18 protein-coding genes are annotated in these 21,717 nt (G+C 73.0%); 10 read left to right on the top strand and 8 right to left on the bottom strand.

What is annotated here, in order from left to right:
- Positions 1–69 precede the first annotated feature (69 nt).
- The 3 genes from ACIRPH_RS22960 to ACIRPH_RS22970 all read left to right on the top strand — a co-directional run bounded on the left by ACIRPH_RS22960 (position 70) and on the right by ACIRPH_RS22970 (position 2,440).
- Positions 70–600: a beta-class carbonic anhydrase gene (locus ACIRPH_RS22960; RefSeq protein WP_402917497.1), complete on the top strand. Its 531-nt coding sequence runs from the start codon at positions 70–72 to the stop codon at positions 598–600.
- Positions 601–823: 223 nt separating this feature from the next.
- Positions 824–1,150 (top strand): tetratricopeptide repeat protein, encoded by a 327-nt coding sequence (locus ACIRPH_RS22965; RefSeq protein ID WP_402917500.1) that lies wholly within the window; start codon positions 824–826, stop codon positions 1,148–1,150.
- 147 nt (positions 1,151–1,297) lie between these two features.
- Positions 1,298–2,440 (top strand): PLP-dependent cysteine synthase family protein, encoded by a 1,143-nt coding sequence (locus ACIRPH_RS22970; protein ID WP_402917503.1) that lies wholly within the window; start codon positions 1,298–1,300, stop codon positions 2,438–2,440.
- Between the two features lie 66 nt (positions 2,441–2,506).
- Here the strand turns inward: ACIRPH_RS22970 and ACIRPH_RS22975 are convergent, their stop codons facing one another.
- Positions 2,507–4,612 (bottom strand): type IIA DNA topoisomerase subunit B, encoded by a 2,106-nt coding sequence (locus ACIRPH_RS22975; protein ID WP_402917506.1) that lies wholly within the window; start codon positions 4,610–4,612, stop codon positions 2,507–2,509.
- 471 nt (positions 4,613–5,083) lie between these two features.
- Between ACIRPH_RS22975 and ACIRPH_RS22980 the strand changes: the two genes are divergently transcribed.
- Positions 5,084–5,308, top strand: coding sequence for a hypothetical protein (locus tag ACIRPH_RS22980; RefSeq protein WP_267948676.1), 225 nt, complete (start codon positions 5,084–5,086; stop codon positions 5,306–5,308).
- 88 nt (positions 5,309–5,396) lie between these two features.
- Here the strand turns inward: ACIRPH_RS22980 and ACIRPH_RS22985 are convergent, their stop codons facing one another.
- Positions 5,397–6,086 carry a GNAT family N-acetyltransferase gene (locus ACIRPH_RS22985; RefSeq protein ID WP_402917510.1) on the bottom strand — a complete coding sequence of 230 codons (690 nt, stop codon included), beginning with the start codon at positions 6,084–6,086 and terminating at the stop codon, positions 5,397–5,399.
- Between the two features lie 300 nt (positions 6,087–6,386).
- On the opposite strand from ACIRPH_RS22985, the gene yaaA reads away from it, so the two are divergent.
- Complete coding sequence (gene yaaA, locus ACIRPH_RS22990) at positions 6,387–7,184, top strand: peroxide stress protein YaaA (protein WP_402917513.1); 798 nt, start codon at positions 6,387–6,389, stop codon at positions 7,182–7,184.
- Positions 7,185–7,491: 307 nt separating this feature from the next.
- Here yaaA and ACIRPH_RS22995 read toward each other — a convergent pair whose 3' ends face one another.
- On the bottom strand, positions 7,492–9,189 hold the full coding sequence (locus ACIRPH_RS22995; RefSeq protein ID WP_402917516.1) for an RNA polymerase sigma factor: 1,698 nt from the start codon (positions 9,187–9,189) through the stop codon (positions 7,492–7,494).
- Positions 9,190–9,427: 238 nt separating this feature from the next.
- Positions 9,428–11,479, bottom strand: coding sequence for a SpoIIE family protein phosphatase (locus ACIRPH_RS23000; protein ID WP_402917519.1), 2,052 nt, complete (start codon positions 11,477–11,479; stop codon positions 9,428–9,430).
- 568 nt (positions 11,480–12,047) lie between these two features.
- Here ACIRPH_RS23000 and ACIRPH_RS23005 point away from each other — a divergent pair.
- Both ACIRPH_RS23005 and ACIRPH_RS23010 read left to right on the top strand, forming a co-directional pair.
- Entirely contained in the window at positions 12,048–12,335 is a 288-nt protein-coding gene (locus ACIRPH_RS23005; protein WP_402917522.1) for a three-helix bundle dimerization domain-containing protein, read from the top strand.
- Between the two features lie 203 nt (positions 12,336–12,538).
- On the top strand, positions 12,539–14,155 hold the full coding sequence (locus tag ACIRPH_RS23010) for a hypothetical protein (protein WP_402917829.1): 1,617 nt from the start codon (positions 12,539–12,541) through the stop codon (positions 14,153–14,155).
- 43 nt (positions 14,156–14,198) lie between these two features.
- Here ACIRPH_RS23010 and ACIRPH_RS23015 read toward each other — a convergent pair whose 3' ends face one another.
- The 4 genes from ACIRPH_RS23015 to ACIRPH_RS23030 all read right to left on the bottom strand — a co-directional run bounded on the left by ACIRPH_RS23015 (position 14,199) and on the right by ACIRPH_RS23030 (position 19,392).
- A complete protein-coding gene (locus ACIRPH_RS23015; protein WP_402917524.1) occupies positions 14,199–14,996 on the bottom strand; it encodes a tyrosine-protein phosphatase in 798 nt (265 codons plus the stop codon).
- A 45-nt stretch (positions 14,997–15,041) separates the two neighbouring features.
- Complete coding sequence (locus tag ACIRPH_RS23020) at positions 15,042–15,773, bottom strand: NDP-sugar synthase (protein WP_402917527.1); 732 nt, start codon at positions 15,771–15,773, stop codon at positions 15,042–15,044.
- A gap of 231 nt (positions 15,774–16,004) precedes the next feature.
- On the bottom strand, positions 16,005–18,476 hold the full coding sequence (locus ACIRPH_RS23025; RefSeq protein WP_402917530.1) for an AAA family ATPase: 2,472 nt from the start codon (positions 18,474–18,476) through the stop codon (positions 16,005–16,007).
- A 217-nt stretch (positions 18,477–18,693) separates the two neighbouring features.
- Positions 18,694–19,392 (bottom strand): ribonuclease HII, encoded by a 699-nt coding sequence (locus ACIRPH_RS23030; RefSeq protein ID WP_402917533.1) that lies wholly within the window; start codon positions 19,390–19,392, stop codon positions 18,694–18,696.
- A gap of 380 nt (positions 19,393–19,772) precedes the next feature.
- On the opposite strand from ACIRPH_RS23030, the gene ACIRPH_RS23035 reads away from it, so the two are divergent.
- From ACIRPH_RS23035 to ACIRPH_RS23045, 3 genes are all read left to right on the top strand, one after another.
- Positions 19,773–20,345 (top strand): DoxX family protein, encoded by a 573-nt coding sequence (locus ACIRPH_RS23035; RefSeq protein ID WP_402917536.1) that lies wholly within the window; start codon positions 19,773–19,775, stop codon positions 20,343–20,345.
- Between the two features lie 74 nt (positions 20,346–20,419).
- A complete protein-coding gene (locus tag ACIRPH_RS23040) occupies positions 20,420–21,076 on the top strand; it encodes a hypothetical protein (RefSeq protein ID WP_402917539.1) in 657 nt (218 codons plus the stop codon).
- Positions 21,077–21,320: 244 nt separating this feature from the next.
- Positions 21,321–21,512: a hypothetical protein gene (locus tag ACIRPH_RS23045; RefSeq protein WP_402917542.1), complete on the top strand. Its 192-nt coding sequence runs from the start codon at positions 21,321–21,323 to the stop codon at positions 21,510–21,512.
- The last annotated feature ends 205 nt before the right edge of the window (positions 21,513–21,717 follow it).

Below are 21,717 nucleotides of genomic sequence, written 5' to 3' on the forward strand. Positions count from 1 at the left end.
TGCCGTGCACACCGGAGTGCTCCGGTGCGCACGGCACGGCTGTGACCAAGGACAAGGGAGTGACTCCACGTGGGTGACAACAACGGTGCCGTCCCCTCCGCAGGCGCCTTCGACGACGTGTTCGCGGCCAACGCGGACTACGCGGCCGACTTCTCGCTGGCCGGGCTCAAACCGGTCGCGGCGCGCGGCCTCGCCCTGGTGACCTGCATGGACTCCAGGATCGAGCCCTTGGACATGCTCGGCCTGGAACCGGGCGACGCCAAGATCCTGCGCAACGCGGGCGCACGGGTGACCGACGACACGCTGCGCACCCTGGTGCTGGCGGTGTACCTGCTCGGGGTCGAGCGGGTGCTGGTCCTCCCGCACACCCGCTGCAAGATGGCGTCGGTGGCCGGCGACGACGCCGTCCACGACCTCATCCAGCAGGAGTACGGGATCGACACGCGGAGCCTGGAGTTCCACACGAACAGCGACCAGCTGGGCGCGCTGGGGCACGACCTGGAGCGCATCCGCCACCACCCGCTGCTCCCCGCCGGCCTGCCCGTCGCGGGTGCGATCTACGACGTGGACACCGGGCGGATCTCCCCCACGGACCTCTGACGACGCGGCGCGGGGCGCCGTCCGCGGTCCCCGGCGCCCCGGTCCGGAGGGCGGACCGCGTGTGCGGGCCACGTGTGCGGGGATCTCTCTGATGGGGGTGGTGGCGCCAGTGGGTCACACCAGACCTCACAAAGCGCCTCCACCCCACACGCCACACCAGGGAATGCGGCCAGGCCCCCGGCCGTTGTGATCCGGGACGGTTCGCGCCGTCGGAAGGAGCACCGTGGAAGAGAGCACCTACGAGACCTACAACCGCGCCCGCATGTTCATGGAACTGGGCGACCCGATCTACGCGGCCCGCACCCTCGAACCGGTCGTCGAGCACGATCCCGACAGCAGGTCGCTGCTGGAGCTGCTCGGACGCGCCTACTTCCACTCCGCTCAGCTCAACAAGGCCGAGAAGACCTTCCGCAGGATCATCGAGCTGGACCCGGTGGACAACTGGGCGCACATCGCGCTCGCCCGCACGCTGGAGCGCCAGAGCCGCCACGACGAGGCGGCCACCTACCGGCGCATGTACTCGGTGATGTCCGGGGGATCGCTGGACTGAGGGGCGCCGACCGGCGCCCCCGCACCGGGGCCGGGCCCTTCGGGGCCCGGCCTCCCGTGTGCCGGGGCGGCCGCGGGCGGATCCGGCGCGTCCCCGTGCCCCCGGGGCCCGGAGGGGCCGGGGCCGGGGAGGGCTACCCTGCTGACCATGGCATCCTCACCAACCGTTCCGGAACCGGACGACGCCGCCCCGTGGGTGGACCGCAGCGACGACGGTACCCGCGCCTGGGTCGACGAGGCGGTCCGCAAGGTCGTGGCGGACGCGAACCGTTCGGCCGACACCCACCTGCACGCGTTCCCCCTGCCCCCGGAGTGGGGCATCGACCTGTACCTGAAGGACGAGTCGGTGCACCCCACCGGCAGCCTCAAGCACCGGCTGGCGCGTTCGCTGTTCCTGTACGGGCTCGCCAACGGGTGGATCCGCGAGGGCACCACGATCGTGGAGGCCAGCTCGGGGTCCACCGCGGTCTCGGAGGCCTACTTCGCGCGGCTGATCGGGCTGGACTTCATCACGGTCATCCCGCGCAGGACCAGCCCGGAGAAGATCGCCCTCATCGAGCGGTACGGCGGCCGGTGCCACTTCGTGGACAGCCCGCCCGCGATGTACACCGAGGCGGAGCGGCTCGCGGCGGAGAGCGGCGGCCACTACATGGACCAGTTCACCTACGCCGAGCGGGCCACCGACTGGCGCGGGAACAACAACATCGCCGAGTCGATCTTCGAGCAGCTCGGCATGGAGCGCTACCCCTGTCCCGACTGGATCGTGGTGGGGGCGGGCACCGGGGGCACGTCCGCGACCATCGGGAGGTACCTGCGGTACCGGCGGTTGGACACCCGGCTGGCCGTGGTGGACCCGGAGAACTCGGCGTTCTTCCCCGGCTGGGTCACCGGCGCCCCGGACTACGCCACGGGGATGCCCTCCAGGATCGAGGGCATCGGCCGCCCCCGGATGGAGCCGAGCTTCGTCCCCTCCGTGATCGACCTCATGATCCCCGTGCCCGACGCGGCGAGCATCGCCGCGATGCGGCACCTGTACGACCACACCGGCCTGTCCGCGGGCGGCTCGACGGGCACCAGCCTGTGGGGGGTGTGGCACCTCGTCGCCAGGATGCTCCGTGAGGGCCGCAGAGGCAGTGTGGTCACCCTGATCTGCGACGGCGGCGAACGCTACCAGCACAGCTACTACGACGACGGCTGGGTGGCGCAGAAGGGCCTGGACCCCGCCCCCTACCGGGCCTCCATCGACCGGTTCCTCGGGGACGGCGTGTGGGAGCCCCCCGCCGCGCCCTGAGGACGTGCGAAGGGCCCGCACCCCGGTGCGGGCCCTTCGCACGAGGACCTCTCGGCCCCGTCCCGGTCAGATGTCGACGCGGGCGATGTCCAGCTCCTGGGCGCCCTGCTGGATGAACTTGCGGCGCGGCGCCACTTCGTTGCCCATCAGCAGGTTGAACACGGCCGCGGCCTCCTCGGCCTGCTCCACCCGGATCCGGCGCAGGGTCCGGTGGCGCGGGTCCATGGTGGTCTCCGCCAGCTGGTCGGCGTCCATCTCGCCCAGGCCCTTGTACCGCTGCACCGGCTCCTTCCAGCCGATCTTGCGCTTCTCCAGGTCCAGCAGCGTGCGCTGGAGCTCGGCGTCGGAGTAGGTGTAGATGTAGCGGTCCTCGGGCTTGGCGCCCCGCTTGCGACGGACGTTGGTCAGCTCGATGCGGTGCAGCGGCGGCACCGCCGCGAACACCCGGCCGGCCTCCAGCATCGGCCGCATGTAGCGGTAGATGAGCGTGAGCAGCAGGCAGCGGATGTGCGCGCCGTCCACGTCCGCGTCGGCCATGAGGATCATCCGGCCGTAGCGGGCGGCGTCGATGTCGAAGGTCCGGCCCGAGCCCGCCCCGATGACCTGCAGGATCGCGGCGCACTCGGCGTTCTTGAGCATGTCGGTGACCGACGACTTCTGCACGTTGAGGATCTTGCCCCGGATCGGCAGCAGCGCCTGGAACTCCGAGTTGCGCGCGAGCTTGGCGGTGCCCAGCGCGGAGTCCCCCTCCACGATGAACAGCTCGCTGTGCTCCAGCCCCTCGCTGCGGCAGTCCACCAGCTTGGCGGGCAGCGCCGAGTTCTCCAGGGCGTTCTTGCGCCGCTGGGTCTCCCTCTGCTGGCGGGCGGCCAGACGCGCCTTGGCGGCGCCCACGACCTTCTCCAGCACGGTGCGGGCCTTGGCCTTCTCCGGCTTCTTGGTGGAGGTGAGGAACTCGCGGAGCTCCTTGCCGACCACCTGGGAGACGATGCGGGCCGCGGCGGAGGTGCCGAGGATCTCCTTGGTCTGGCCCTCGAACTGGGGTTCGGGCAGGCGGACGGTGACGACCGCGGTGAGCCCCTCCTGCGTGTCGTCCTTGGTGACGGGGTCGTCGCTGTTGCGGAGCAGCTTGGTGGCGCGCAGCTGGTCGTTGACGACCCGCACCAGGGCGCGCTCGAAGCCGTTGATGTGGGTTCCGCCCTTGGGGGTGGAGATCACGTTGACGAAGGAGCGCACGGTGGTGTCGTAGCCCGTGCCCCAGCGCAGCGCGACGTCGACGTCGAGGCGGCGCTCGACGTCGGCGGGCACCATGTGGCCGGCGTCGTCCAGGACGGGGACGGTCTCGGTGAAGCTCCCGCTGCCCTGGATGCGCAGGACGTCGCTGATCGGGTCGTCCGGCGCCAGGAAGGTGCAGAACTCGCCGATGCCGCCGTCGAAACGGAACTCCTCCTCGTGGGCGGGCTCCCCCTCCGCGCGCTCGTCGCGCACCGAGATGGTCAGCCCCGGGACGAGGAAGGCGGTCTGGCGGGCCCGGTCCAGCAGGTTCTCGCGGGCGATCTCCGCGTCCTTGAGGAAGATCTGCATGTCCGGCCAGAACCGGATGCGGGTGCCCGTGGTCCTCTGGGCGACCTTGCGGATCTGGTCCAGCCCGGACGAGGGGGTGAACTCGGCGTCGGGCCCGGGGCCCGCGAAGCGGCCGGGGATGCCCCGGCGGAAGCTCATCGCGTGGGTGCGGCCCTGGCGGTCCACCTCCACGTCGACCCGGGCGGAGAGGGCGTTGACGACCGAGGCGCCGACGCCGTGCAGACCGCCGGAGGCGGTGTAGGAGCCGGAGCCGAACTTGCCGCCCGCGTGGAGCTTGGTCATGACCAGCTCCACCCCGGAGAGCCCGGACTTGGGCTCCAGGTCGACCGGGATGCCGCGCCCGTCGTCGCTCACCGCCACCGATCCGTCGGCGTGGAGCGTGACGTCGATCCGGCTGCAGAATTCACCCAGGGCCTCGTCCACGGAGTTGTCGATGATCTCCCACATGCAGTGGGTGAGGCCGCGGCTGTCGGTGGACCCGATGTACATGCCCGGGCGTTTGCGCACCGCCTCCAGACCCTCGAGGACCGACAGGTGCCGGGCTGAGTAGTCCCCCGGGTCGTGGACGGCTGCGGTCAAGGCGGTCACTCGGACATCTCCTGCGTTTCGAGGGCCATCGGGGTCTGATGCGGTGCGTGCCCTTTGTACCGCGCCGCACCGACGAAAGGGGGGCCTGGCCACGGCGCGCCGGTCGCTTTCCCTCGCACGTGGCGGGCTGGGCGGGCGTGCGCCGCCGGGGCGCCGTCCGGCGTCGTCGCCGGGAGCGCACGAGCGTGTTCCGCTGGTACAGGGGCGAAGGGAGCACGGGTCCCGCCCCGCGCGAGACTACCACCTCTGGTGGATGCGACCTGGATACTCCCCTTTTCCGGGGATGCAGGGCCCTCCCCGGGGTAGAACCAGACCGAGAGCAGACGACCGACGAGAAAGGTCCCAAAGCGTTCCTTCCAGGCACCAACCAGGCAGATTCCGCTGTCGGCGTACACGGCAGCTGGTTGGGAACGTCTGGGTCGGGTTAGATGTTGTCAGAGGTGACTAACGCCGAGTATTGAGGATGGCGAAGTGACTGGAACCCTTGCCCCCACCCAGCCGCTGACGGCTGCTGACCGTTGCGACCGCTGTGGTGCACAGGCTTACGTCCGGGTGCTGCTGAACTCCGGCGGCGAACTCCTGTTCTGCGCGCACCACATGCGCAAGCACGACGACTCTCTCCGAAAGATCGCTTCGGACATCCAGGACGAGACCGACAAGCTCACCGAGAGCAAGAACTCCGCGGACGAGCGTTAGCCACACGAGCACAAGAGAAGACGGCCCGACAGCGACGGCGGCCCCGACAGGGGCCGCCGTCCCGTTGTGTGCGGGGTCTCCCTCCCCCTCAGCCCAGGACCCGGTTGTGGTAGCGGGAGACCGGGGCGAACCCGGCGCCGCCGTACAGCCGCAGGGCCGGCCCGTTCCCCTCCACGACGCACAGGTAGGCGCTCCGGGCCCCCGCGTCGTACGCCCACCGCAGCAGGTCGGCGAGGAGGCCCGTGGCCACGCCCTTCCCGCGGGCCCCGGGGTCGGTGACCATGGCGCAGATCCCGACCGACTCCCCGTCCAGGACCGCGCAGCCCCGGCCCTCGCCCGAGGCGGCGACCCCGTAGGCCGCGCCGACCCGTCCGAGGATGCGCGTGACGGTGTCCGCCGTGCGCGCGTCCACGCCCGTGCGCCCGAACAGGGCGGACCACCCGGGGGTGGGACGCGCGGTGATCAGGGAGGCGCCCTCGGCGGCGGGGCGCTCGTCCAGGCCGCGGGCGAGGACGAGCGTGGGCTCCACCACCTCGTAGCCGTGTTCCGCCAGCCTGGCGTCCACGGCCTCCTCCCCCGGCCACACCTGCGCGCAGGGCCTCACCCCGCGCGCGGTGTAGTAGGCGGTGACCTCCGCGACGTCCGCGCCGGGGTCCAGGACCAGCGCGGAGTTCGCCCGCTTGGTCACCCCGTCGGCGAGGCCGAGCCTCCAGCCCCCGCGCGTCTCCACGGTGAACGCGGGCCAGTCCCGTGCCACCCTCGCCGCCCACTCGTGCATGCCCGCTCCCCGGAGACCTCGTCGGAAGCGCAGATGCTACCGTGCGGCCCGCCGCGGCGGTCCCGTGGGCACGGGGCCGGCCCCGTGCGGCCGCCCGGCGCGGCCCGCACGCCGCGCCCGCGGCGGCGGTCCCGGCGGGAGGACGCCCCCCGCGCGGGGGCCGGCGGGGCTTCCCGGCCCGCCGCGGGACCGGGCGCCGCCGGCCCCGCGGCCCGGATCCCCGGGGTTCCGCCCAGCACCGCCGAACACGCCCTAACATGGGCGGGAACCCACCGTCCCACCCCTTCTGGAGTCCGCACCATGCTCGTCCTGCTGCCGCCGTCCGAGGGCAAGGCCGGTTCCGGGGAGGGGCCGCGCCTGGACCCGGGCTCGCTCACGCTGCCCGAGCTCGCCCCGGTCCGCGAACAGGTGCTGGCGGCGCTGACGGAGCTGTGCGCGGGGCCCGAGGACGTCGCCATGGACGTGCTGGGCCTGACCGCCAACCAGGGCGACGCCCTCAAGCGCAACCTGGACGCGGCCACCGCGCCGACGCTGCGCGCCGCCGAGCTGTACACGGGCGTCCTCTACGAGCGGCTGGGGCTGCCCGGCCTCCTCGACTCCCCCGCGGCCGGCCGCGTCCGCGAGCGGGTGCTGGTCTTCTCCGGCCTGTGGGGCGTCGTCGGCCCCGCCGACCTGCTTCCGCCCTACCGGCTGTCCATGGGGGTGCGGCTGCCCCCTCTGGGCGGGCTGGGCGCCCACTGGCGCCGTGCCCTGGCGGGCCCCCTGGGCGCGCTCGCCGAGGGGCGGCTGCTGGTGGACTGCCGTTCGGCCGCCTACGCGGCGGCCTTCAGGCCGACCGGCGCCTCGGCCGGGCGCACCGTCGCGGTGCGCGTGCTGCGCGAGCGCGAGGTGGACGGGACCGTCGAGCGGTCGGTGGTCAGCCACATGGCCAAGGCCACCAGGGGGGACATCGCCCGCGCGCTCCTGGCGGAGGGGGTGGAGGCCGACACCCCGGAGGAGCTGGTGGCGGCTCTGCGCGACCTCGGGCACACCGCTGAGCTGGCGCCCGCGGCGCGGGCGGGGGCCCCTCGCGTCATGGACGTGGTCGTCCGCGACTGAGACGGACGCGTGAGGCGGGGGTGACGCACAGCCACTCCCTGCGACATAACGACTCGGTATCGCAACTTTATGCCGCACCTACAGCGCATGCGACACCATGGGCGGCGTCGGATGGATGAAGGACACACCCCGGGAGGGGCCGGACCCGCGCGTGCGGGGAGGGACGCTCCCACCGGACGCCGGAGGACACGCGGGGGTCGCCACGCCCGTGGGCCGACGCGGTGCCGGAAGCCGTTGTGCCGCCCCGCACGCGGGCGGGACGGCACAACGGTCTGGGTCCTGCTTCGGTCGGGACTACCCGGGGGACCTAGTCCAGGTAGTCGCGGAGCACCTGCGAACGCGACGGGTGACGGAGCTTCGACATCGTTTTGCTCTCGATCTGCCGGATGCGCTCACGGGTGACCCCGTAGACCTTGCCGATCTCGTCTAAAGTCTTCGGCTGGCCGTCGGTGAGCCCGAACCGCATGGAGACGACGCCGGCCTCGCGCTCGGACAGGGTGTCCAGCACCGAGTGCAGCTGCTCCTGGAGCAGGGTGAAGCTGACGGCCTCGCCCGGCTGGATCGCCTCGGAGTCCTCGATGAGGTCACCGAACTCGCTGTCGCCGTCCTCGCCCAGCGGAGTGTGCAGGGAGATCGGCTCGCGACCGTACTTCTGCACCTCGACGACCTTCTCCGGGGTCATGTCGAGTTCCTTGGCCAGCTCCTCCGGGGTGGGCTCGCGGCCCAGGTCCTGGAGCATCTGGCGCTGGACGCGGGCCAGCTTGTTGATGACCTCGACCATGTGCACCGGGATGCGGATGGTGCGGGCCTGGTCGGCCATCGCGCGGGTGATCGCCTGGCGGATCCACCACGTGGCGTAGGTCGAGAACTTGAAGCCCTTGGTGTAGTCGAACTTCTCCACCGCGCGGATCAGGCCGAGGTTGCCCTCCTGGATCAGGTCCAGGAACAGCATGCCGCGCCCCGTGTAGCGCTTGGCGAGCGACACGACCAGCCGGAGGTTGGCCTCCAGCAGGTGCTTCTTGGCCCGGCCGCCGTCCTCGGCGATCCACTCCAGCTCGTCGCGCAGCTCGAAGGTGAGGATGTCGGCCTCGTCCGAGAGCTTCTCCTCGGCGAACAGGCCGGCCTCGATCCGCTTGGCGAGCTCGACCTCCTGCTCGGCGTTGAGGAGCGGAACCTTGCCGATCTGCTTCAGGTAGTCCTTGACCGGGTCCGCGGTGGCTCCGGCCGCGACCACCTGGGCGGCGGGCGCGTCGTCGTCGTCGTCGTAGAGGACGAAGGACTCGTCCTCCTTGTCGGGCTTCTTGGTCGGCGCGCCCACGGCCTCGGGCTTGGCCGGCTTGGCGTCCTTGTCCGAGGGGTCCGGGACGTCCGGGGCGTCCTCGACCAGCTCCAGCTCGGCGCCGGTGTGCTCCAGGTCGTCCAGGACCTCGTCGTCGTCCTCGAACTCGCCCTCGGCGGCCAGTTCGAGGTCCTTCTTGCCCGCCTTCTTGGCGGTCGCGGCCTTCTTGGCCGCCGGGCCCTTGGACGCGGTCGTCTTCTTGGCCGCCGCGGCCTTCTTGGGGGCGGTCGCCTTCTTGGCGGTCGCGGCCTTCTTGGCCGCGGGCTTGCGGGCGGCGCCGGAGGCGCCCTCCGCGGAGTCGACCACCGCGGTGACCGTCTCGGGCTGCTCGTGGGCGGCCGCGGCGCGCACGGGCTTGGCGGCCCGGCTCGTCGTGGTCGTCGTGGTGGACTTGGTCGAGGTGGACCGCGTGGTCGCCGTCTTGCGCCGCGGGGCCTTGCGCCGGGAGGAGGCCGACTCGGGAACGAGTACGGTCACACCCTCCTTGGCGAGGCTGCGGAGCACGGACTGCGCCTGCGACATCGGAATTTCGGCCTCTTCGAAGGCACGGCGCACGTCCTCGGGCTCAAGAAAGCCCTGGGACCGCCCACGCTCGATCAGCTGCTGAATGACGGGCTCTTGCAGTGACTCGGACTGCTTCGAGCGAGTCGAACTGGCAGATGACACAAACACCTCTCGAACGGACGTGTGGCGAGATTGTCGGACCCGGTGGTCCGCCCGGTCGGGACCGGGCACGACACCCTCTCCCACCTGCGGCCTGGGATCGTCCCCACTGGGGCGGGGAAGCCGTTTGTCTTTCAAGCGTATGCGCTCCCGGAGGTCATCCCCCTGGGGGATCACCGCCGCGTCGCGGGGCGGAACGGCTTCTTCACTGTAGGCAAGGCAATGGACTTGTTCGTACGGTCTACCGCTCCGACACGGAATCGATCACCGGAAGCTGAACGGCGAGCAGAGTGACGTCGTCGTCCTGCTCATACCCATCGAGCATGCTCTCAACAAGGTACTCCAGCATCTGCTGTGGATCGCCCACCACCTCCGGAGGAGCCGACGCCGCCACGCTGACGAGCTCGTCGAGTCCGGAGTCGACGGACCGTTTGCGGTTCTCAACCAGTCCATCGGAGTACAGGGCGACGGTGTTACCGGGTTGCACGAAGAATTTGTGGTGACCTCGTGGCGAGCTGATCCCGAGCGGTGTGTCGGGTTCGGTGTCGAGCAGTGAGGGCCCGGCGCTGCCGGCCACGACCAGCGGCGGGAGGTGGCCCGCGTTGCTGAGGTCGAGCTGGCCGGTGACGGGGTCGAGGACGAAGTAGACCAGTGTGGTGACCTGGTCCATACCCTCCGTCGCGGTGAACATGCGGTCGAGTCCGGTCAGGACGTCGGCGGGCTCCGGCATGGAGAACGCCAGTGCCCGCAACGCGTTCCGGATGCGGCTCATTCCCGCCGCGGCCGGGATCCCCTTGCCCATGACGTCGCCGAGCACCCCGGCCACGCGCCCGTCGGGCAGCGGGAAGGCGTCGTACCAGTCGCCCCCGACCTGCACGTTCTGGGAGCCGGAGCGGTAGTAGGCGGCGAGCCGGAGGCCCCGGATCGCCGGCAGCTCCTCCGGCAGCAGGCTGCGCTGGAGCTCCTCCGCGGTGCTGTGCTCCTGCTCGTAGAGGGTGGCGCGGCCGATCGCGAGCGCGCACTGGCCGGCCAGGGCCTCCAGGAACACGCGCTCCTCGTCGGTGACCGCGCGCGGCGTGGAGAAGGCGAAGCGCAGCGCCCCGATGGGCCGTCCGGCGACCATCATCGGCAGCGCCACCCAGGCGCGCTCGGGTGTGGACCGGACGAGTTCGGCGGCCATGGGCGCGTCGTCGAGCAGTGCGGCGAGTTCGGCCGGGTTGGCGGCCAGGCGGGGCTGGCCGTCGGCGACCGCGCGGGCCGCGATGTCGGGGTGGTCCAGGGGGAACGCGGGTCTGGGCAGGGGGTGGGCCTGCGCGGCGGCGATGGTGCGAAGGCGCAGGCGTTCGCGGTCGAGCAGGACCACGCAGGTGTGGTCGGCGCCGACCCCGGAGCGGCCGATCTCCGACATGGCGTCGACGACCTCGTCGGCGGTGAGCGCCTCGGCGAGGTCGGAGGTGGCCTTCTGGAGGCGTGCGGTCCGCATGGCCGCCTCGCTGAGCTGCTGGTTGAGGCGCTGGCGCAGCTCGTCCGCCTCGCGCTCGGTGGTGATGTCGACGAGGGTGCCGACCCATTCGGCCGTCTCGGCGCCGTCCATGATCGGGTTGGCGCGCGCACGGTAGTGGCTGTAGGCGCCGGAGCGGGTGCGCACCCGGAACATGGCGTCGAAGGGCGTGGTGTCGAGGACGGCGTCGTCCCAGGCGCGTTCGACGCGGGGGCGGTCGTCGGGGTGGAGCGCGTCGAGCCAGCCGCGGCCGAGGTAGCGGTCGAGGTCCTGGCCGGTGACGGCCCTCCACTGGGGGCAGTCCTCGTGGACGTCGCCGCCGGCGCCCGCCGCCCAGACGATCTGGTTGCCCGCCTGGAGCAGGGCCCGCAGCCGCTGCTCGTCCCGGCGGGTGGTGCCGCCGTCGTGCGCGGCGATGAGGGCGACGTGCTCGTCCCCCGTGCCGGGGTCGGTGACGGGGAACCAGGTCAGGTCCCAGACCTGCCCGGAGGGCGTGCGGTGGCGGTCGCGGATCGCGTGCCCGCTCTCGCGCACGCCGGCCAGCGAGGCGCGGTGGCTGGCGGCGGCGACCCGGTCGCCGCTCTCCTCCAGGAGGTCGTCGGGCGTCCGGCCGAGGCATTCGGCGGGGGTGCGTCCGAGGAGGACGGCGAGCCGCTGGTTGACCGTGCCGAAGACGTCGTCGGGGCCGAGGAGGGCGAATCCGATCGGGGAGTCGGTGAGAAGGGATTTCACCGCGTCGGGGAGATGCGCCCCGCTGAGCCGGGGAGGGGGAATGGACGTCTCGGCGCTCAACTGCTCGACACCTCCGGAACCGTCGGATTCCCCACCCGTTTTTCGCTGGGGCTTCTGCCTTGGCCGCGTGGCCTCCGTCGACCGCGCGGGCCGTCCACGGGGTGGAACCGGAGGGTGCGGCGCCGAGGGGGATCGAAGGATCCGCGGCTCCCGGGAGTCACGCTCCATGACCCCTCTCGGCCGCTGTCACGGCTCAAGCATAAGACACACCCGCCCGCGCGCAACGGCCCTCGTGCGGGCGACCGCCCGTGGCGGCGGAAGGTAAATGGTAGGTCACCGGACGGTCCGGACACGGCGGACCGGCGGTTTTCCCGGCGTGTTTTCCCGCAATTACCGGCAATGGGTGGTGGGTGTCGTTTTGGCCTCGAACCCGCGAAACACGAATGTCATCCGTCCGATTGATCCCTTTCGCCACCGTGACCTGGGGGAACTGCGCACCCCGGGTAAACGGTGCATCCATGATGTTTTATCAACCGCGTGCCGTAGGAGGGGTTGACAGTACGTCCAGAACAAGTGGAATGGGTGAGGTCACCGTCCAGGCCATCTCCAGCTAGGGGTGTGAGCACGCATGCTCCCGACCTTCCCGGTCCAGGATCTCAGACGGATCTCGGCACGGCTCCACGACGAGTTCGGCGGCCTGTCCCACCGCTGTGTCGAGCGCTGCGTCAGCGACACCTGGCAGTGCTTCGAGCACCTGGGCATCACGGTCACCCCCCACCTCGTGGAGCGGGTCGCCCGCGAGCACCTGCGGGCGATGGTGAACTCCGTACCGCCCTCCCGGGCCGTCCCGCAGGCGCCGCTCAGGACCGGCGCCACGCTCCTCGCCGGACACCGCGCCGCCCCCCGGCCCCGCTGACCCCCTCCCCCGGACCGGACCCCGGGCGCCGCGCCCCCCGGGACGCGGCGCCCCGCCCGTGTCCGGCCGCGGAGGGGCCCGGCGCCGGATCGCGCGGACGGGGAGTCCCACGCCCGGAGCTGTCATACGCTCGGATGGTGCCCTCCCCTACACCTCCCACGCCCACAGGTCCGGAACCGGTGCCCGGCGCCGTCTTCGACGAGATGCTGCGCGCCTCCCGGGCGATGCTCGCCATGCGCCATCCCCTCGACGCCGAGCTGGCGTTCAGCGAACTGCTCGGCAGCTGGTGGGGCGAGCGGATGCCGGGCGTGGACGTCGGCCGGCTGCTCGGGGAGGGCCTGATCGCGCACGCCACCGCCTCCGGCAAGCCGGCCGGCCTCGGCGTCCTGGCGGCGGTCGCCGCCCTGGGCACGTCCTCCGAACAGCGCGAGCTCGCCGGGCAGGGGGTGATCGCCCTCCAGGAGCGCGGTCTCCAGGTGCCCGGCTGGGCCTCCCAGCTGGGCGCGGTCACCCCGGTGGCCGCCTATGTCAACAGCGACCAGTTCGGCGACACCGACGACGTGGTGTGCGTGTTCAGCCGCGACGGGGCCCGCGCCCCCGGTGCCGGGCCGCTCCCTCCCGAGCACGCGCTGATCCTGGTCCTGGACCACAACGGCGGCGGTGTCCTCCGCGACGCCTGGGTCACCACCAAGGTCGACCGGCTGCTCGACCGCTGCCGCGAGCGGGCCGACGCGGACGAGTTCGCCCGGTTCTCCCAGGTCGAGCTCACGGAGGCACGGGCCCTGCTGACCCGGGCGCTGGAACGCACCGAGCGCATGGTGGAGGGGGCGTCGACCGACCGGTCCTCGGGGCCGACCGTCGAGCCGATCGGCCTGACCGTCTCCGATCTGACCGGGGGCTCCCTGGCCTCCCACTTCGCCCTGGCCAGCGCCCGGGTTCGCACGCTGCCCGGCCCGCCCTCCGGGGCCGGCGCACCGCAGCCCCCCGTGTGGCGGCGCGACCGGCGCGCCGTGCTGGCCGCCCGCTTCCTGGCCTCGGACGAGGCGGCCGAGCTCTCCGACTCGTACGCGGCGAGCCGCTGCGCCGACCACATCATCGCGCACGGCTGCGACGTCGACGGCGGACGCCCGACGCGGATCAGCCCGCGCAAGGTGGAGTCCTTCCTCCTGCACTGGCTGCCCGGCCGCGTGGTGCTGCTGCCGGAGGAGCAGGAGGCCATGCCGCACGTGCTGGCCGCGTGGGTGCGCTGGGCGGGCGCCCGGGGCGGGCTTCCGGACGTGGCCGTGGGCGCCACCCTGGACGCGGTGTGGGAGTCCACCGCGGAGTTCGCCCGGGTCTACCGCGACCCCGCGCGCCCGCTGGGGCTGCGCCAGGAGGCGGTGCGCCGACTGCTGCCGGACGGCGACTTCGCCTCGCTGGCCCGGAGGATGTTCGCGTTCCCCCTGCTGGCGAGCGAGTTGGTGACGTGGGCCCCGGAGGAGTTCGACCCGGACACCCCGCACGGCCGCCGGGCTCTGCTGCGGCTGGACCACTACGGCGAGTACGAGGCGGCCACGCCGCACAGCGGCCGCCACTCCAGCGGCCGGGACCGGTGGTACCGGCCGGTCACCGGCGACGACCCCGAACGGGAGAGGGCGCTGGACCGCCACGAGCGCCTGGCCCGGCGGCTGTGGCACGGCAGGCCCGCGAACCTGTGGGCCGCGGCACGGCGGATGCTGGACCGCGGTGTGGCCCGCACCGCCGTGCTGGCCGCCCTGGGAGAGGTCCTGGACACGGCGACCTCCGAGAGCGACCTGCGCCGTCGCCTGGACTCCCTGTAGGGCGGCTCTCCCGTGCCGTCCGGACGCCCACCCCCGGAGGGCGCTACCGGAGCATGCGCTCCCGGAGCAGGTCCACGGTGCCCCCGGACAGCTTCAGGCCGTCCACGACGTAGTTGTCGAAGGAGCCGTACACCTCGTCGATGCAGCGGAACGAGGTGTCCAGGTACTCGGCCCGGACCCGGGTCATCGGCACGACCTCCTCCCAGGGCAGGCCGCTGTTCTCGGCCAGCAGCCGCATCCACTTGTCGGTGTTCGCCTGGCGATCGTTGCTGGCCAGGTAGTCGGCGACCACCGTCTCGCGGTCCACCCCCAGCAGGCCGAGCAGCAGGGCGGCGCCCCAGCCCGTGCGGTCCTTGCCCGCGCTGCAGTGGAAGACGAGGGCGGTCGGGCCCTTGGCCGCCCGTTCGACCAGGTCGCGGTAGCCGGTGAGCGCCTCGGCGTCGGTGACCAGCTCGCGGTAGACGCCGTGCATGAAGCGCTCGGCGGCGCCGTCGGCGAACATGCGCCTGGCGACCTCGGGATCGGTGAGCGCGGCGGAGAAGTTGGCGCCCGCCGCCTCCGGGTTCTGCACGGACACGGCGGTGTACGCGGCGCCCTCGGGCGTGATGTCGGGAAGGCTCTCCCGCTCGTGGGCGGTGCGCAGGTCCACGAGCTGCCGGATGCCCAGGCCGTTGTAGACCGCCACCTCCTCCTCGGAGACAGAGTGGAGGGCGTCGGAGCGGTACAGCAGGCCGTGGCGCACCGTACGCCCGGTCGCGGTGCGGAGCCCGCCCAGGTCGCGGAAGTTGGGGACACTGGAGAGGATGAAACCGTCATTCGTCACGTCCGCGACGATACCCACCCGCCCCGGTGTCCCGTCGGTCCGTGCCCGGCTTGCCGGGCGGGGTCACCCTCCGCCGCGCATGGCGGTGATCTCCTCCCCCGCCTCCTTGACGTCCTTGGCGGTGTCCACGCCGCGCCAGAACCCGTCGATCCGGTACGCGGTCAGGCGCCCCCCCGCGGCCAGCTCGGGGAAGGTCGAGGACTCGTGGTCGCCCCTCTCCGGCAGCAGCGGCGTGATGCCCGGCTCGAACAGGTACACGCCGGCGTTGATCCACACCGGCAGGAGCGGGCTCTGGGTGAACCCCTCGATCCGGTCCTGGTCGTCCACGTCCACGATGCCCCAGGTCGTGCGGAACCGGGCGAGGGCGAGGGTGGCCAGGCCGTCCTTGGCCCGGTGGTGGGCGGCCAGCTCGTCCAGGGGGAACCACGTGAGCACGTCGCCGTTGAGCGCGAAGTAGGGGGCTTCCTGGTCGCGCAGGCCGGTGGCGGCGTAGCGCAGGGCGCCGCCGCGCCCCAGCGGCTCGTCCTCGACCAGGAGCGTCACCTCCGGTCCGCCCTCGCGTGCGGCGAGGTGCTCGCGCAGGACCTCGGCCTTGTATCCGCAGGAGACCACGACCTGCTCGACGCCGTGGCCGGTCAACCACTCCAGCTGGTAGTCGATGATGGGCCTCCCGGCCACCTCCACCATCGCCTTGGGGCGCGTGTCGGTGTAGGGCCGCAGCCGGGTGGCCTGCCCACCGGCGAGGATGAGCGCCTGGGTGACGGGGGACGCGGGAGATGAGGGTGCAGCGGTCATGCGTCGGACACTAGCACCACGCCTCCGGGCGCTCCGGGGCGCGCCCGGGAGGCCCGCGCCCGAGGCGGCCGGGCACGTCGCCGGCGGGGGTGAGGGGCCCGCCGACCGGCGTGGGGGCGCCGCTGCGGAGGGGCGGGACCCGATCCCTCCCGGCCGCGGCCCGCGGGCGCCCCCGGCGTATCGGCGCCCGCGCCGATCGCCGTGGGCCCGGAACGGTCCGCGGAACGCGTCCTACGCCTGCTGGGTGGCCTCGGCGTAGGCCTTGCGGACGTCGGCGCTCGTGACGAGGGTGAGCTCGACGGCCGTGGCATCCTCTCCCCTCTCCTGGGACACCCGCAGGTCCCGGTGGGAGCACGCCTTCTCGAACAGGGAGCGCGCGAAGCGCCCGTTGCCCAGGTCGTCGATCCACCCGGCCCCGCACACGTGCCCGAAGATGCTGCGCAGGTCCTCGCGGGCGGTGTCGTCGAAGGTGTCGCCGGTGCGGGCGGCCACCGCCTCGGCGATCTCGGTGAGCTCGTCCGCGCTGTAGGAGGGGAAGCGCACCCGCACGTTGAACCGGGAGGAGAGGCCGGCGTTGGAGGCCAGGAAGCGCTCCATCTCGGCCGGGTAGCCCGCGAGCACCACCACGAGCCGCGAGCGGTCGTCCTCGGCGCGCTTGAGCAGGGTCTGGATGGCCTCGGCCCCGAACGCGTCCCCGCCGCTGTAGCCGGGGTTGACCAGGGAGTACGCCTCGTCCACGAACAGCACCCCTCCCAGGGCGCGGTCCACCAGCCGGTTGGTCTTGACGGCGGTCGCCCCCAGGTGCTCGCCGACCAGGTCCGCCCGCTGGGCCTCGACCACGTCGGCGCGCCCGAGCAGGCCGAGGGCGGAGAACACCCGGCCGAGCACCCGGGCGACCGTGGTCTTGCCCGTGCCGGGCGGCCCCGAGAACACGAAGTGCCGCATGGGCGCCTGGTTGAGCAGGCCCTGCTCCTCGCGGAGCTTGGCCACCCTCAGCTGGGCGACGATGGAGCGGACCTGCTGTTTGACCGGTTCCAGCCCGATCATGGCGTCCAGCTCGGCCAGTGCCTCGTCGATCCCGGGCGCGGTCCCGAACCCCGGCAGGCGTGCGGTCAGCTCGGCGTGGGCCGCCTCGACGTCCGCGGCGCGGACCGTGATGAGGTCCTCCGCCTCGGGGCGCGGCGCGGGCGTGTCCCCGTCCACCCCGGTGGTGACCACGCGCACGTCGCGGGCCTGGGCGGCCTTCTCCACCACGGAGCGGGCGAAGCGGCCGTTGCCCAGGTCGTCGACCACCTCCCGCTGGACCACCTGGTCGAATCTTCGCCTGAGGGCACGCGCCGCGTCGGCCTCCAGGGTGTCGCCGCGCTGGTGGACGAGGGATTCGGCGATGCGGAACAGCTCGTCGGCGGAGTAGCTGGGAAAGCTGATCCGGGTGGCGAAGCGCGAGGCCAGGCCGGGGTTGGAGGCCAGGAAGGCGTCCATCTCCTTCTCGTACCCGGCGAGGACCACGACGAGCTGGTCGCGGTCGTCCTCGGCCCTCTTGAGCAGGGTCTGCACCGCCTCGTTGCCGAACCGGTCCGACTGGCCGTCCCCCTCGTTGACCAGCGAGTACGCCTCGTCGATGAACAGGACACCGCCGAGGGAGCGGTCGATGAGCTCGTTGGTCTTGATGGCGGTGGCGCCCAGGTACTCCCCCACCAGGTCGGCGCGCTGGGCCTCGACCACCCGGGAGGTGGGCAGCAGGCCGAAGGAGTGGAAGATCGTGGCCAGGGTGCGGGCGACGCTGGTCTTGCCCGTGCCGGGCGGCCCGGAGAAGACCAGGTGGCGCAGCGGGCGCTCGACGGGGAACCCGGCGTCCGCGCGCAGCCGGGCGGCCTCGATGGAGGCCGCGATGCCGCGCACCTGCTGTTTGACCGGGTCGAGGCCGATCATGTCCTCCAGCTCGGCCAGGGCCTGGTCGACGGGGACCGGCTCGTCGTCGGGGGCCCCGCCCCCGGCCGGCCGGGCCGTGCCGGCCCCGGCGTCCGAGCGTCCGCGCAGCGGCTGCGGGCGGCCCCTGCGCTCGGTTCCGTCGGCCCGGCGGGGGCGGTCGGAGCGGGACACGGGCATGGACGAGGCCGCCTCGCGCCGGTTGGCCTCGCTCTCCCGGGTGATCTGGCGGGAGGCGGAGAGGCGCCAGAGCAGGCACGCGCCGGCGGCGGCGTACAGCGCGACGATGCCCCAGGACGCGGAGGAGGGGTCGACGACCATCCCCACCAGGGCCACCGAGAACCCGGCGATCAGCCCCGCGGTGAGGGAGAGCAGGGCGGTGTGCCAGACGGGGAACTCCCTGGCCCGCCCGGCGGCGAGCACGACGAGCAGCGGCAGCGGCAGCACGAGCAGGGAGACGGGTTCGCCGGTGAGGGGGATCTGGAAGAGGGGGACGGTCACCGCCAGCCACACGACGCACACCAGGACGGTGACGAAGGAGTCGAGGGAGCGCATGAGCGCGGCGAACGCCGTCAGCAGGACGAGGGTCGCGCCGACCGTTCCCAGGACACCGACGCCGGTGACCAGGGCGGCGACGGCGACGACCGTGACGAGGACCAGGGCCGCCACGAGCCTCCTGGGGAGGGGCACGCCGTGGTAGAGCGCGCGCATGCGGTCGAGCCCCGAGGCGCGTCCCGGCTCCGCGGCGGCGGTGGAGCGCATCTCGCGCGTCATCCGTGCCCCTTCCTGCGTGGGGGTCCGTGGGCGGTCGGCTCTCCTGGCCGTGGAGGGAGGGGCCGGTTGGAGTCGGGGGGACCGACGTCCACAGCCAAAGCCTTGCCCCAAGTGGGGCGGATGTCCAGTGCGGGGCGGCGTGTCGTCCTCGCGGGGCCCCCGTCCGAGGCCCCGGGGCCGACGGGCGCGGCGCCCCTCCCGGACCGTCCGGGCGGTCTCACAGGAGGGAGATCTGTCCGCCCTGCGCGGGGCGGATCCGGCGCAGGTGCTTCCATCGGGGCAGGTCGTCCAGGTAGGCCCAGCTCATGCGGTGGTGGGGGGTGGGCCCGGACTCGGCGAGCGCGGCCCGGTGCACGGGCGAGGGGTACCCGGCGGCCCTCTCGAACCCGTACCCGGGGTGGTCGGCGGCGAGCTCCGCCATGAGGTCGTCGCGACAGACCTTGGCCAGGATCGCGGCGGCGGCGACGCTGACGCAGGTGAGGTCGCCCTTGACCTGGGTGCGGACCCTCCAGGGGCGGCCGATGAAGTCGTGGACGCCGTCGAGGACGACGGCGTCCGGGCGCGGCGCGAGGGCGTCCAGGGCCCGGCGGGAGGCCCGGTGGAGGGCCTCGGTCATGCCGCACTCGTCGATCTCCTCGGGCGCGGACCATCCGAAGGCGTGGTCGGCGACCCAGGGCCGGAGCTGCTCGGCGAGCTCCCGGCGGCGTTTGGGGGTGAGGCGCTTGGAGTCGGTCAGACCGGCGGGCGGTTCCCCCTCGCCCGGGACGGCGGCGCAGACGAGGAGGGGCCCGGCCCAGGCGCCCCGGCCCACCTCGTCCACACCGGCGACCACCCGCGCCCCGAGCAAGCGGAGCTCGTTCTCGACGTCGAACGTGGGGGCGGCGGGCGGCGTGGCTGTCCTGGAAGTCGTCGGCACCCTCCCAGCCTAGGACGGGAGGGGACCCCCTCGTGCCCGTCCCCGGGGGTGCGGACCGCGGCGGGGCGACCGCCGGCGCGGCGGCGCCGGGGGCGGACACGGGGCCCGTCGACCGTCCGGGGCCCCGGGAGCGCGCCCCTCGGCGGGACCGCCGACGGCGCCGCGCCCTCACCGGGCGTCCCCGCCGCGGGCCGGAGCCCCCGCGCGCCGGGGCACGGGCAGGGACCGACCCGGGGGCGGTGCGGCGCCGCGGGTCCGGAGCGGCCCGGCCCGGGGTTCTTTGCACGACTCGCCGTACGTCACAACGAGTCATGGGTGATTACTTTAGGTAGTTTCCGCTTGTGAGGACTGCCGCACCGGGTCGCCCGGGAGGAATCGACATGCAGCGCGCCAAGCCCTACCCCCGGCCGCGGATCCCCCGAGGACGCCTCTACGACGTCGTCGCCGCCCTCACCCGGGTGGGGGTGGGAGGGATGTTCGCCGAGTACGGCCTCGCGCTGCGGGGGCGGGAGGGTGCGGTGGCCGAGCACCTGTCCGCCTCGGGGATGCCCGGGGCGTCCTTCGGCGCGCAGATCGTCCCCGCCCTCCTCGTCTCCCTCTCACTCGCCTTCGCCGTGGGTCTGCTCACATGGCTCACCGGTCCCGCGCTCGCCGGGGCGGCCGTGCTCGGCACCCTCACTGCGGGCTCCCCCGACCTGTCCCCGTTCTCCTCATGGGCCACGACGTCCCTGGTCACAGCGGTGTGCCTGCTGATGGCGGTCAGCGCCGGCCGGTGGTCCTGGGACTACCTCGTCCTGGCGCCGAAGGTGGTCGGGAGGCCCCGGGAACACGACCGCAAACATCCTGTGACACCGAGGAAAACCACCGCCGATTCCCCGCGCCGCCCCGAACACGCGCCACCACTGCTCTATCCTGTGGGACAGGCCGCGCTACGACGGCCGTATCGCCTGTGACGCGGCCCCGCCCGGCCCCTCTCCATCGTGCCGCGGGCTCGCGTCTCCACACGGATTCGGTGGGGGAGAACGCCATGTCCGCCGCAGCTCCCGGCCCGACCCCTGAAGGGTCCGTGGCCAAACTGATCGAGATCGCCGGCAAGCCGACGCTCGGCCAGCGCATGATCGGCTGGGCCTCGCGCCCGCCCGGCCGGCTCTACATCCCCGCCTGCGGAGCGGTCGGCCTCCTGCTGCTGTTCGAGGACAGCGTCCCGGCCGGGCACCTGCCGACGTTCCTCGTCGGCCTGGTGGGCGGGCTCCTGCTCGCCGGGATGGGCGCCCTTCGCCTGGGGATCGCCCTGGCCGTCGCCCGGCCGATGATCCGCCACTACTGGCTCCGCTGGATCTCCGCCCCCCTGATCGCCGCGGCGGCGATCGGCGTGTCCGCGGCCGACCTCCCGCTCCAGGCGCGGATACAGGCGTCCTCCGAGGACCTGCTGGCCCTGCGGCAGGAGGCGGAGGATCCCACCACCATCCCCCTCAACGGCGAGCAGGTGGGCCTGTACTCGCTGCGCAGCATCTCGGTCTCCGAGGACATCACGCACTTCGCGGTCGAGGGCTCGGGGCTCTTCGGCCCCTCCGGCCTGGCCTACAGCACGGACGAGGTGCCCGAAGGGGTCTTCGTCCCCGGACAGGGGTCGAAGATCTACGAGCACGTCTCCGGCGACTGGTACGTGTGGGTCGACCACTGACCCGCTCCGTCCGCACCCGCGGCGCCCCGGCGCCCCCGGCTCCCGGGGGCCCGGGGCGCCGTCGTTCCCCCGCCCGGGGATCCGGCTCCGCCCGTCGGTCCGCGGTGGTCCCACCGCGTTCTTTGCCGCCCCCTGTGCCGTTCCAACACTGCTCTCACCCTCACCGTGTACACAGGAGGGCGTCCCCCCGGAGAGGAGCGCGGCTCCTCCCGCGGCAGCGTCGCCAACACTGAGGAGATGCTTCATGCGCGAGTTCATGCTCACCCTTCACCTGCGCATCCACGATTCGGTCACCGCGCTGCACCGTGCGCACGCCGTCGGCGACGACGACCTGGCCAGCGCCCAGGCGGGCGAGATCCGGGGACTGGTGGAGATCGCGGCCCGCCACGGGGTCGACATCGAGGCGGGCTACGCCGACCTCACCCTCGCGGGCTGAGCCCGAGCCGCCGCGGACCCGGGCGGGCCCCCACACACGGGGAGGACCCGCGCCCGGTCCCGGGCGCGGGTCCTCCCCTGCTTCCGCCTCCGGCCCCGGGCTCCCCGCCCGGGTCGGCTGCACGGCCGGGGCGTGTTCCGTGGACGCCGTCCGTCGCGAGCGGCGCATCCGGTGCGTTCATCGCAAGGCCGACGAAGGAGTCAGG

The organism is Nocardiopsis sp. NPDC101807 (genome assembly GCF_044766605.1).
GTDB lineage: Bacteria > Actinomycetota > Actinomycetes > Streptosporangiales > Streptosporangiaceae > Nocardiopsis > Nocardiopsis tropica.

What these genes read in the sequence shown, in the direction of transcription:
- ACIRPH_RS22985 (WP_402917510.1), bottom strand. Translation starts at nt 6,086, where the DNA reads ATGCACGAGTGGGCGGCGAGGGTGGCACGGGACTGGCCCGCGTTCACC.
- ACIRPH_RS23045 (WP_402917542.1), top strand. Translation starts at nt 21,321, where the DNA reads ATGCGCGAGTTCATGCTCACCCTTCACCTGCGCATCCACGATTCGGTC.
- ACIRPH_RS23035 (WP_402917536.1), top strand. Translation starts at nt 19,773, where the DNA reads ATGCAGCGCGCCAAGCCCTACCCCCGGCCGCGGATCCCCCGAGGACGC.
- ACIRPH_RS22970 (WP_402917503.1), top strand. Translation starts at nt 1,298, where the DNA reads ATGGCATCCTCACCAACCGTTCCGGAACCGGACGACGCCGCCCCGTGG.
- ACIRPH_RS23020 (WP_402917527.1), bottom strand. Translation starts at nt 15,773, where the DNA reads ATGACCGCTGCACCCTCATCTCCCGCGTCCCCCGTCACCCAGGCGCTC.
- ACIRPH_RS23040 (WP_402917539.1), top strand. Translation starts at nt 20,420, where the DNA reads ATGTCCGCCGCAGCTCCCGGCCCGACCCCTGAAGGGTCCGTGGCCAAA.
- ACIRPH_RS23005 (WP_402917522.1), top strand. Translation starts at nt 12,048, where the DNA reads ATGCTCCCGACCTTCCCGGTCCAGGATCTCAGACGGATCTCGGCACGG.
- yaaA (WP_402917513.1), top strand. Translation starts at nt 6,387, where the DNA reads ATGCTCGTCCTGCTGCCGCCGTCCGAGGGCAAGGCCGGTTCCGGGGAG.
- ACIRPH_RS23010 (WP_402917829.1), top strand. Translation starts at nt 12,539, where the DNA reads ATGCTGCGCGCCTCCCGGGCGATGCTCGCCATGCGCCATCCCCTCGAC.
- ACIRPH_RS23025 (WP_402917530.1), bottom strand. Translation starts at nt 18,476, where the DNA reads ATGACGCGCGAGATGCGCTCCACCGCCGCCGCGGAGCCGGGACGCGCC.